Origin of the sequence: Candidatus Protochlamydia sp. W-9, assembly GCF_001950615.1 — a bacterium.
Classification (GTDB): Bacteria; Chlamydiota; Chlamydiia; order Chlamydiales; family Parachlamydiaceae; genus Protochlamydia; species Protochlamydia amoebophila.
In genome coordinates, this window is record NZ_BCPZ01000392.1 from 53710 (window position 1) to 64869 (window position 11160).

Below are 11160 nucleotides of genomic sequence, written 5' to 3' on the forward strand. Positions count from 1 at the left end.
AAAACAAAGAGGTTATTAAAGCCTCTTTGTTTTTCTTTTTAAATTTCTTTGCAAATTCCTCCGATTTTAAAACCATCCTTTTTTAATCTTCTCCTGTTGCTGGCGAGGCTGCTTCATATTCTTCAATAACTTCCATGAAAGTTCTTTTTTTTGTTGTTTTAATAAGAAGAAGTGAGCATTTAGTAGCCGTAAAAAAAGGTGTTTGAAACAAGAAGTGATTCATCAAATATTCTAACAATCTATCGGAATGGACTTTATAATAATGACCTAAAAAAACTTTTAAATTTGAATGGCGTTCTGGGAAAAAACTTAACTCTTTAAGAAGTTTATTTATTTGATTTTTCAGTTCAACTAACTCTAAAAGTGGGTTAGCTCCCACCCAAATCGTCCCCTGCTGAGACTTAAAATGATCATTTCCTATTTCTTTCAATTGCAAGGAAAAGGAATTAAAAAAAAGAGAATTTAAGCATTTTTGAATTTCTTCTAATTTTTCTAAAGAAAGTTGTCCAAAAGAGCGAAGCTGCAAATAAAAATCATTGGAATCCAACCAATTTACATTAGGAATGCCATAACAGATTTGAGCTAATTGCCTTTGAATAGAAGAGGGGATATTAATAGCTAATAGATAAGAGTTCATATCAAATCGATTTAAAATTATTAAATTAAATTTGCTTTTATTTATTCGAAGCCTATAACTTTATTTAATTTTTTCGCTTTTGTCTTAGAAAATGCTAGATTTAATAGGATATATGGAAAGATATCAAAAGTATTTATTAATAATCAAAATGATTTCAAGTAAATAAATTATTAAAGATAAAAAAATTAATCTTATTGATATACGAACATTCGATTGATTTTTTGCGGATGAGATTTTAAAATCAGCCCTATCAAAAATAAGGGCTGATAAAAGAGAAAAAATGAGAGTTTTTTAGATCGATGCAGGCGCTGCATTAGAGGGAATAGTAGCTAGATTGGCTTGTGCAGCCATCGCTTCAACATACATATTCCATAGTTCTGGTTCGATTCTGCCGTGACGGATAGAAGAGATCAATTCTCTTTTCACTGTTCTTAAATCTTTCTTAGGTGTCAATTTACGGACCATTTCTTTATCGCCAGCAATCCGTGCCATATTAAGCATTCTTTCTAAATCTTGCTTAGAAAAAGTAAATAAATCCCTTCTTTTTCGAGAGCCTCTAGCAGCACGAGGTTTTGGAGTAACTTCTTGAGGATTACTGCAATTAATAATGTATTTATTAATCATATCAGCTAACTGTTGGGGATTCTCAGTTTTCATTTTTCGCATAGTAAAGTGGTGGATGTAACCTCCGGTTCCGATTGGTAAATAATGACATATATCATTTTCCTTTTTACCACCTACTTTTTTTGTAGCAGTCTGAATTAATTGCTCGAGTTGTTTATTATCCATTTTTTTCCTCAATATTGGTTTAAAATTCGGGCCAATGCCACAAGGCCCTTTGGTAATTTTGAATTACCTTTTGTAACAATAATTGTTACGATTTATCAATGCTTCAATTGTGAAATTTAAAATAAGCGATTCACTATTAAATTCATGTTATTAATTTCACAAGATTTTATTCGAAGTAAATTTGCTATTCACTTTATTAACTTCATTAAAATATTGTTTAAAATCAAAAAACAAATAATATCATTTTAAGAGCTTTTGAATATTGTTGAAATTATTTTTAAATAAACAAGTACAAAAAATTAACTTCTTTCTATTGAATAACTTCATTGTCGCTTTTTTTTATTGGGAAATAAAGAGATATTTACAAATCTAGCCTTTAATAGACAATTTATTTTTGGATATTGATTTTTGACTAAGTCTAATATTAAGTCATCGAAGCTTAGTCAAGATAATCGAAAAAATCTGTTATAGATTTGTAAAATTCTCTATCGAAGCAAATTATTGCTTCTCTTTAATTTATTAATGAAAATTTAAGAAATTATAAATTTTTGCGCAAGATAAATTAATCAGAAAAACTGTTTTTTTCTAATAATCTAATTTCAAAATTAAACGGTATAATTCCTGACTAAGCATAGAAGCAATAATTATCTATAATCATCCGAGTGAATGAATAAGAAAGATCAAATTAAAAAAATGAAATTGTACTTAAAAATATTAAAGTTTTTAAACACTCTCAGATATTTGAGAATAAGTTTTACTAGTCAACCAAAATTCAATGAATTACACTATATTTCATGATCATCTGAATAAAAAAAATTAATTAACGGATTGTTTTATGGGAGTAAGGTATGCCTTTAGAAATGTATCAAGCTATTCCACCTTTAGCTTCTATTAAATCGACTATCGGTATCGCAGCTGGAAAAGGGGGGGTAGGAAAGTCAACTGTTACTGTTAATTTAGCGCTAGCTTTAAAAGGTCTGGGATATCGTATAGGTATCATGGATACAGATCTTTATGGTCCATCCATCAGAAAAATGTTGCCTGAAGATTGTTTACCTTCTCAAAAAGGAGAAATCATTCAACCTGCACTCTGCAACGGAATTAAAATGATTTCAATGGCTTATTTTAGAAAAGAAACAGAAGCGACTGCTGTAAGAGCACCTATTGCCAATAGACTAATTTCTCAGTTTATTAATCAGGTAGCTTGGGGTGAGCTAGACTATTTATTGATAGATTTTCCTCCTGGCACAGGTGATATTCAAATCACTCTAAGTCAAAAATCTCATTTAACAGGGGCCTTATTGGTAACGACTCCACAAGAAGTAGCTCTTTTAGATGTGCAGAAAGCTATGTCGCTGTTCAATCAAGTTAAAGTACCGATTGTTGGTATCGTCGAAAATATGAGTTATTATGTAGACCCCCATTCAAATGAGCCTGTTTATTTATTTGGAAAAGAGGGAGGAAAGCGGTTAGCTCGCGAAACTGGCTACCCTTGTTTAGGGCAAATACCTTTAGATCCTTTGGTGGGAACTTGTGGGGATAAAGGGAAATCTTTGTTCTCCATGGATTCTCAATCTGAAAAAGCTGTTACTCAAGCGTTTATTCAATTAGCTCAGTTGCTTGTTGAACAAGTAGAATCTATCCAAAATCAAATGAATACGACTTTGTCAAATGTCGAGCTTGTTTGGAAGGAAATGAAACATATATGAATTTACCTATCGCTATTAATCAAATTCTTCAAAAAGATAATCATACTTTTTTAGTTATTTGGAGCGATGGAAAAAAACAGGAATTTCGCTTGAGTCAATTACAAGAAAAATGTCCGTGTGCGAATTGTCGGGATAAAAACAATGGGAATAGATTGTTGAATCTTATAAGTGTTAAGGAAGATGTTAAAGCTTTTTCAATTCGCAATGTGGGTCGTTATGCATTACAAATTCACTTCAATACAGGATGTTCCATGGGAATTTATAGTTTTGAAATGCTTCGGCAAATGGAGAAAGAATGAGACAGTATCTTCTTGTTGTTTTAAGTTTCGTGGGACTATTAGCATTAATAGGCTGTTCTAAAGTTACACATTCTAAAAGGCACGCTGAGTTCCAACAATGGATCTATGCAAATGATAAAATCAAAGTTTTAAGCACAACAGCGATGATTAATGATTTGGTACAAAAAGTCGGTGGTGACCGAGTTGACACATTCACTCTCATTCAAGGGGAGTTAGATCCTCATTCTTACCAATTAGTAAAAGGAGATGATGAAAAATTAATGTTTGCTCATCTGATTTTCTATAATGGGCTTGGTTTGGAGCACGGACCTAGTTTGCATTATCATTTAGCTGAAAATCCCAAAGCTTATGCTCTTGGAGACTGGGTTGAGAAGCAAGATCCTTCAGCTATTATTTATGTCAATGGACAAAAAGATCCCCATCTATGGATGGATATTTCTTTATGGTTGAAAACAATTCCTTTAATTGTTGAAAGATTGAGCGAGCAAGATCCTTTACATGCTGACCTATTTCGTAAAAACGCCAATGAATTTCAAAAAGAAATGTTGAAAGTTCATGAAGAAGTGAAAGAAATGTTAGGACAGATTCCAGCTGAAAAACGCTTCATGGTTACGAGCCATGATGCATTTAATTATTTTACTAGAGCTTATTTAGCTGAAGGTAATGAAAGAGAAACAGGGGAGTGGAGTAAAAGATTTGCTGCTCCTGAAGGGCTTGCTCCTGAAAGTCAGCTAAGTGTCACAGATATTAAAATGATTATTAATTACCTGAAAAAGAATCATATTTCTGTTGTTTTTCCAGAATCTAATGTGAGTCGAGATTCTATTCGAAAAATTGTTCAAGCTGGCCAGGAAGAAGGGCTCCATGTGGAAATGGCTTGCTGTCCTTTATACGGAGACGCTATGGGGAAACCAGGTTCAGATGGAGATAGTTATTTAAAAATGATTAAGTATAATGCTAAAATATTAACCCGGTATATGAATGAAAATATTTCATTCGATAAGTGATGGAATGAATAAAACTTTACCAAACCCAGTTTCTGTTTTACCAGCCTTACAAGTTACTCAAATGTCAGTTAATTATGGTAAAACATCAGCTTTATGGGATATTTCTTTAAAAATTCCGCAAGGAATGTTAGTGGGCATTGTGGGGCCAAATGGAGCGGGTAAAAGTACGCTTATTAAAGCTGTGCTTGGACTAATTCAGCCTATTTCTGGCCATGTAGAATTTTTTGGACAACCACTAAAACAAGTTCGTCAACGGATTGCTTACGTTCCTCAAAAAGAATCTGTAGATTGGGATTTTCCTGTGACTGTGAAAGAACTTGTATTAATGGGACGCTATGGACGTTTAGGTTTATGGCGCCGTCCAAGGGAAGCTGATCGAATTGCAGCAGAACATTATTTGAATATTGTAGGAATGAGCGCCTATGCAGATCGTCAAATTAGTCAATTATCGGGTGGACAGCAGCAAAGAGTGTTCTTAGCCCGAGCTTTGCTGCAAGAAGCCGATATTTATTTTATGGATGAGCCTTTTGCTGGAGTGGATTTAACTACAGAAACCGTTATTATACAATTATTACAACAGCTGCGTTTGAAGGGCAAAACGGTTTTTGTTGTTCATCATGATTTAAGTACTGTAGAAAGTTATTTTAATTGGGTAATAATGTTAAATATTAGACTTATTACTTGTGGACCTGTTGAAGATGTTTTTATTCCACAAAATTTGCATGCCACCTATGGGAAAAGCTACGCTTTATTTGATGAAGCTTTAAAACTGTCGTTACAAAAACAAACAGGATTAAAAATTCAGGCTAAGGAATAACGTGTATTCTCCATTTTCTTTTTTCATTGATCCTGTTTTACGAGCTCCAACGATAGGTTGTATGTTAATGAGTTTAACGGCAAGCATGATTGGAGTTGTGATTTTTTTGCGAAAACAAGTTCTCGCAGGAGAAACGCTATCTCATGCATCTTATCCTGGTGTGATTATAGGAATTTTGTTAGCAGGTTTTTTTTCAGTAGAAGAAACCGATGAATTACGTTTAGCTTTGTTTACCTTAACAGGAGCTTTTACAACCTCTTTAGTCGGAGTGGGTTTTGTACAATTCCTCGAAAAAAAAATAAAAGTGACAAGTGATGCAGCTCTTTGTTTTGTTCTTTCGACTTTTTTTGGAGTGGGGTTGATGCTGACAAGTGAAGTACAATTCACCTATACCTCTTTGTATAAACAGATCTCCACTTATTTATATGGTCAAGCTGCTACCATGACAGATATTCATATTATGGTTTATGGGAGTTTGTTGCTAGTTGTTATTACGATAATTAGTTGGCTTTATAAAGAAATACAAATTTTAACTTTTGATAGACAATATGCAAAAAGTTTAGGTATTCACGTTAGGACAATTGAAATTCTCATTTTTATCTTACTTACGTTGACGGTTATTATTGGAATTAGGTCTGTGGGTGTAGTTTTGATGTCGGCGATGCTTGTCGCCCCGGCTGTCGCAGCTAGACAATTTACAAACAAATTTTCAATGATGCTCATTCTTTCAGGATTTTTTGGATTATTAAGCGGTTTCTTGGGCAATTATCTATCTGTCCAAATAACCGATTTACTTGCAAGTTATTATCCTTCTTCACGTCTTGTGTTACCGACAGGCCCTATGATTGTCATTGTGGCTTCGTTTATTTGTTTATTAGCCTTATTATTCGCTCCCGAACGAGGGTTACTGATCCGGCTTATTAGAATTGGTTATTTTCATTATGAATGCACATGCGAAAATTTACTGAAAACAATTTGGAGGTTGAGTCCGGACATTGTTGTTCGCTTTGACCAGTTAATCAAATATCAGCCTTCTTCGCCTTTATACTTAATATTTGTTTTGCATCGAATGAAACATAATGGATGGATTCAGTTTAATAAAGATAATACTTATCAATTGACTCAAGATGGACAATTAAGAGCAGCTAAAATTATACGGTTACATCGTTTATGGGAAGTTTATTTAGTGGAATATTTAGGGGCACGAACAGAAAGAGTCCACCATAATGCCGAAGAAATGGAACATATTTTAACTCCAGAATTAGAAAAAGAATTAACTGAACTTTTACATGATCCTAAGCACGATCCTCATAGACAACCTATTCCATCTAAGGAAGGGATGCATGTTGTTTAATACCTCATTTTATAATCCATACCACGATAAAAATTTTTTGGAGTTTTTTTGGCAATTGCTAGTTAGACTGATGCAAGGGATAATCGGGCAATTACCTTTCGATCATTTAGTGTCTGATGAAATTCAAATCTTGGTTTTATCTGGTGTAGCAGCATCATCTGCTCTGATTGGGACATTTTTGGTACTCAGGCGGATGACTATGTTAGCTAATTCATTATCGCATACAATCTTGATTGGAATTGTGCTAGCTTATTTTTTTAGCTCGGCCGCATCTAAAAGTGGGCATGGTTTGATTACTATGCAAGCCATGTTGATTGCTTCTTTAGTAACTGGTTTTTTAACAGCTTTCCTAACAGAGTTTTTGACTAAAACAGGTGGTTTACAAGAAGATGCGAGCGTAGGTCTTGTTTTTACAAGTTTTTTTGCTTTAGGAGTTATTCTCGTGACTGTTTTAATTCGAGATGCTCATATAGGGACAGAAGCGGTCATGGGTAATGCTGATGCGCTTCATTCAAAAGACATCTATTGGGTTTATCTTGTTTTAATCATTAATCTTATTTTGATCACTGTTTTTTATAAGATTTTCCAGTTGACAACTTTTGATCCATATTTAGCTTTTGCACTCGGTTTTTCTCCAAACTTATTCAATTATTTATTAATGGCTCAGGTTTCTATTACCTCTATTACAGCATTCCGAGCCATTGGAGTCATTTTAGTTTTAGCTTTTATGACAGGTCCCGTTTTAACAGCTCGCCTTTTCACTCATCGCCTTCGTACATTGCTGGCTTATGCTGTGTTGATTGGCATATTAACAGCTTGCTCAGGGGTTGCTTTAACAAGACATATTTTAACTGTTTATGGAATAGCCTTATCCACGTCTGGCGTTGTTGTTACTTTAATTCTAATGATTTATCTCATTGCTTTAATTATAGCACCTGAGCAAGGGTTGTTTGTTCGTTGGGTTCAGCATAACAAAATGAGACATTCTGTTTCAGAGTAGTGTATTATCAAATAACAAGAGAGGTTCATTGACTTTTTCGTACAGCTTGCTATACTAGCAAAATATTAAAAAAAGAATCGAAGATGAAACATATTGCCATTTTAGGTAGCACAGGCTCAATTGGAAAAAACACTTTGCAAGTGGCTCGCCATTTGAAAGAACAGATTAAAGTCGTCGCGATTGCTGCTCGAGAAAATATTGATTTATTAGAGGCTCAATCGAAAGAATTTTGTCCTGATATTATTGCTGTTTTTAATAATGCTAAGGCTTATGAATTACAAAAGCGTTTGCCAGGAAAAACGGTATTGGCAGGGATGGAAGGTCTATTAGCTGCTGCTTCTTATTCTAAGTCAGATCTTGTTATTTCCGCTATGACTGGGACAATGGGGCTTCAACCTACTATTGAAGCCATTAAAGCAGGAAAAGATGTTGGTTTAGCGAATAAAGAGGCTCTCGTTTCTGGCGGCGCAATAATCATGAAATTAGTAAAAGAGAAAAACATTAATCTTTTACCGATCGATAGTGAACATAGCGCCATTCTTCAATGTTTAAATGGAGAAGCTCTTAAGTCAGTCCAGCGTATTATTTTAACCTCTTCTGGAGGACCTTTTAGAACTTGGACTCAAGAACAATTAGAAACTGTAACAGTTGAGCAAGCTCTAAATCATCCAACTTGGAGTATGGGGCCTAAAGTCACAATTGATTCATCAACTTTAATGAACAAGGGTTTAGAGGTTATTGAGGCATTTTGGTTATTTGATGTATCGCCAGAACAAATTGATGTTATTGTTCATCCCCAAAGTATTATTCATAGTCTTGTGGAATTTTGTGATGGTTCTATGTTGGCTCAAATGAGCGAGCCAAACATGATTGTTCCCATTCAATATTCGCTGACGTATCCTGACCGAGCTCCGGGTCTCTTTAAGCCATTTGATTTTATGAAAAATAGTAAATTAGAATTTTTTGAGCCCAATAAAAAAACTTTCCGTTGTTTAGGTCTTGCTTATGAAGCATTGAAATGCGGAGGGACTCTTCCGTGTTATATGAATGCTGCCAATGAAGTGCTCGTAGAGCGTTTTTTAAAAGGAGAATTGAGCTGGAAAAATATTGGAATTCAATTAGAAAAACTTATGAATCAACATGCATCGATTTCGGTTGATTCTTTAGAAACGATTTTAGCAGTAGATGCTCTTGCTCGGGAAGAGGCTGCAAGGTCTAAACTAATATCAACGAAATAGATATTTTCGATTGATATAACCCGTTTTTAATATAAGGTTTGTATTATTATGGTTGTCAGTATTCTTTATGTGATCTTAGCTATTCTAGGCTTAAGCTTTTTGATTTTTATCCATGAATTAGGCCATTACTATATGGCTCGTCGATTGGGAATGAAAGTAGAGACTTTTTCAATTGGCTTCGGAAGCCCTATTTATTCGTGGGAAAGAGATGGTGTCAAATGGCAAGTTGGTTGGTTGTTATTTGGAGGTTATGTCAAAATTGCTGGCATGGATATCTCTGATCAAAAAGACCTTTATGACATCCAAGATGGTTTTTTTGGAAAAAGCCCATGGGATAGAATTAAAGTAGCTTTTATGGGCCCTTTCGTGAACATCGTATTTGCATTGTTAGCCTTTAGTGCACTTTGGTTGGCCGGCGGGCGTGAGAAAAAATTTAGTGAATATACTAGTAAAATTGGTTGGATAGATCCGAAATCTGAATTATATGTAAAAGGAGTTCGACCTGGTGATGAAATTACAAGTTACAACGGACAAATTTTTCAAGGCTCAAAAGATCATTTGTCAGCTCCAATGACTTCAACGAGTGATATTGAAATAGCTGGTAATCATGTCAATTTTATGACAAAAGAAAAAACTCCTTTTCGTTATACTGTCAAAACATATCCTCATCCTAGTGCTCTTGAAAAAGACATTTTGACAGCCGGAATTTTGAATTCTGCTAATTATGTTGTGTATGATCGTTTCTCTAATGGAGAAGAAAATCCATTGCCGGAAGGGTCTCCTATGAAATATAGCGGAATTGAATATGGCGATCGAATTGTTTGGATAGATGGCTTGCCAGTTTATTCCCTTCAACAGCTTTCTCATATTTTAAATGATTCTAAGGCATTGGTGACTATCCAACGCGGGCAAGAAACACTTTTGCGTCGTATCCCTAGAATTCGTGTGGAAGAACTTAAGCTGGATTCAGAAGTAAGGGAAGAATTGATCGATTGGCAATTTGAAGCAGAATTAAACGGAACAAAGATTCAAAAATTATTTACGATTCCTTACAATCTTAACAATGAATGTGTAGTGGAAGGTTTTGTAAAATTTATCGATAAGGAAAAAGAGTTAGAGGCATTTCCTTCTAATCCGTTTTCAATTTTGGAAACTCCTTTAGAAGTAGGGGATATTATTTTAGCCGTAGACGGTATTCAAGTGAGCTATTCATTTGAAATTTTATCTCGACTACAACAAAAACGAGTCAATGTGATTGTCGAGCGTTCGAAACAGCCTGCTTTAGTTCCTTCATGGAAATTGGCTGATCAGCTTTTTGATGAAGAATTTAACCCAAACGATTTAGAAAAACTTGTTTCTCAAATCGGTTTAACAAATGAACCTAAATCTATTGGAAACCTTTATTTACTCGACCCTATTGTACCAAAAATGCGAAAGAATTTTGATTTAAATGAAGAAAGTCAAGTCGCATTTATTGCAGAATTAGAAGTGCAACGTAAAGAAATTGAGGGTATTGAAGATCCTGAAAAAAGAGCCCATGCCCGACTTTTACTTGAAAATAGAGATAACCAACTACTTTTAGGACTACCTGCTGTCAAGGATAAAACAGTTAATTACAACCCTAATCCTTTAGTTTTATTTAACAAGGTATTCGAAGAAATTTGGCATACCCTAAAAGCTTTATTTACAGGATCTTTAAATCCGAAATGGATGAGCGGTCCGATTGGGATTGTGCAAGTTGTCCATGATCATTCCATGGTTAGTTGGAAAGAAGCAGTATTTTGGTTAGGAGCAATTAGCTTGAATCTAGGCTTTTTAAATCTTTTACCTTTACCAGTATTAGACGGAGGAACTATTTGCTTTGCTCTTTATGAATTGATCACAGGGCGTCGCTTAAAATCTAAAACAATAGAAAAATTGATCATTCCATTTGCCATTTTGTTAATCGGATTTTTTATTTTTCTAACTTATCATGATTTAAGTCGACTTCTTCATACTTTCTTCCATTAGAATCCATACTCAAAGGCAAGCCATAAAGGCTTGCCTTTGAATTCACTAAAATCTCTTGTTCTCTTACTTTTCATTCAAAAATCAACATTCCTCCAATTGGGAAAACCGCGAGCTTTTATCCCTACTGTTTATCATTTTATGCTCAATATATGGGGAATAAGCTAATAACCTGAATTTTGGGTTTTTAGGCAGCCATTAACAATAAGCGATGCTGCTCTGCTAAGTTTATCGATGGCTTTTTAGGTTGGTGAGTATAAGCAATAATCCCAGCTAATAGATTAATTAAAAAATTTCCGGCAT

The 11160-nt window shown here is 34.4% G+C and carries 10 protein-coding genes and 1 pseudogene; 8 read left to right on the forward strand and 3 right to left on the reverse strand.

Annotated features, from left to right (window positions below):
- Positions 1-82 precede the first annotated feature (82 nt).
- Both BU804_RS10870 and BU804_RS10875 read right to left on the reverse strand, forming a co-directional pair.
- Positions 83-637 carry a 2'-5' RNA ligase family protein gene (locus BU804_RS10870; protein ID WP_075884082.1) on the reverse strand — a complete coding sequence of 185 codons (555 nt, stop codon included), beginning with the start codon at positions 635-637 and terminating at the stop codon, positions 83-85.
- A 291-nt stretch (positions 638-928) separates the two neighbouring features.
- On the reverse strand, positions 929-1426 hold the full coding sequence (locus tag BU804_RS10875; RefSeq protein WP_042280863.1) for a hypothetical protein: 498 nt from the start codon (positions 1424-1426) through the stop codon (positions 929-931).
- Between the two features lie 848 nt (positions 1427-2274).
- Between BU804_RS10875 and BU804_RS10880 the strand changes: the two genes are divergently transcribed.
- The 8 genes from BU804_RS10880 (at position 2275) to BU804_RS10915 (ending at position 10860) form a co-directional block, all read left to right on the forward strand.
- Positions 2275-3135 (forward strand): Mrp/NBP35 family ATP-binding protein, encoded by an 861-nt coding sequence (locus BU804_RS10880; RefSeq protein WP_075884083.1) that lies wholly within the window; start codon positions 2275-2277, stop codon positions 3133-3135.
- A complete protein-coding gene (locus BU804_RS10885; protein WP_226996195.1) occupies positions 3132-3434 on the forward strand; it encodes a DUF971 domain-containing protein in 303 nt (100 codons plus the stop codon). The genes BU804_RS10880 and BU804_RS10885 overlap by 4 nt, the downstream gene beginning before the upstream one ends.
- Complete coding sequence (locus BU804_RS10890) at positions 3431-4441, forward strand: metal ABC transporter solute-binding protein, Zn/Mn family (RefSeq protein WP_075884085.1); 1011 nt, start codon at positions 3431-3433, stop codon at positions 4439-4441. The genes BU804_RS10885 and BU804_RS10890 overlap by 4 nt, the downstream gene beginning before the upstream one ends.
- 4 nt (positions 4442-4445) lie before the next feature.
- Positions 4446-5258 (forward strand): metal ABC transporter ATP-binding protein, encoded by an 813-nt coding sequence (locus tag BU804_RS10895; RefSeq protein ID WP_044045330.1) that lies wholly within the window; start codon positions 4446-4448, stop codon positions 5256-5258.
- A 1-nt stretch (position 5259) separates the two neighbouring features.
- A complete protein-coding gene (locus BU804_RS10900) occupies positions 5260-6612 on the forward strand; it encodes a metal ABC transporter permease (protein ID WP_075884086.1) in 1353 nt (450 codons plus the stop codon).
- Entirely contained in the window at positions 6602-7612 is a 1011-nt protein-coding gene (locus BU804_RS10905) for a metal ABC transporter permease (protein WP_075884087.1), read from the forward strand. Before BU804_RS10900 ends, BU804_RS10905 begins: the two co-directional genes overlap by 11 nt.
- 83 nt (positions 7613-7695) lie before the next feature.
- Complete coding sequence (locus BU804_RS10910) at positions 7696-8850, forward strand: 1-deoxy-D-xylulose-5-phosphate reductoisomerase (protein ID WP_075884088.1); 1155 nt, start codon at positions 7696-7698, stop codon at positions 8848-8850.
- A 48-nt stretch (positions 8851-8898) separates the two neighbouring features.
- A complete protein-coding gene (locus tag BU804_RS10915) occupies positions 8899-10860 on the forward strand; it encodes a site-2 protease family protein (protein WP_075884089.1) in 1962 nt (653 codons plus the stop codon).
- A 184-nt stretch (positions 10861-11044) separates the two neighbouring features.
- On the opposite strand, the pseudogene BU804_RS12420 reads toward BU804_RS10915, so the two are convergent.
- Positions 11045-11160 (reverse strand): annotated as a pseudogene (locus tag BU804_RS12420) (IS982 family transposase); the annotation flags it as partial.

Excerpts from the sequence above, each read along its gene's own strand:
- BU804_RS10880 (WP_075884083.1), top strand. The coding sequence starts at position 2,275 with ATGCCTTTAGAAATGTATCAAGCTATTCCACCTTTAGCTTCTATTAAA.
- BU804_RS10875 (WP_042280863.1), bottom strand. The coding sequence starts at position 1,426 with ATGGATAATAAACAACTCGAGCAATTAATTCAGACTGCTACAAAAAAA.
- BU804_RS10895 (WP_044045330.1), top strand. The coding sequence starts at position 4,446 with ATGAATAAAACTTTACCAAACCCAGTTTCTGTTTTACCAGCCTTACAA.
- BU804_RS10890 (WP_075884085.1), top strand. The coding sequence starts at position 3,431 with ATGAGACAGTATCTTCTTGTTGTTTTAAGTTTCGTGGGACTATTAGCA.
- BU804_RS10910 (WP_075884088.1), top strand. The coding sequence starts at position 7,696 with ATGAAACATATTGCCATTTTAGGTAGCACAGGCTCAATTGGAAAAAAC.
- BU804_RS10885 (WP_226996195.1), top strand. The coding sequence starts at position 3,132 with ATGAATTTACCTATCGCTATTAATCAAATTCTTCAAAAAGATAATCAT.
- BU804_RS10870 (WP_075884082.1), bottom strand. The coding sequence starts at position 637 with ATGAACTCTTATCTATTAGCTATTAATATCCCCTCTTCTATTCAAAGG.
- BU804_RS10905 (WP_075884087.1), top strand. The coding sequence starts at position 6,602 with ATGTTGTTTAATACCTCATTTTATAATCCATACCACGATAAAAATTTT.
- BU804_RS10915 (WP_075884089.1), top strand. The coding sequence starts at position 8,899 with ATGGTTGTCAGTATTCTTTATGTGATCTTAGCTATTCTAGGCTTAAGC.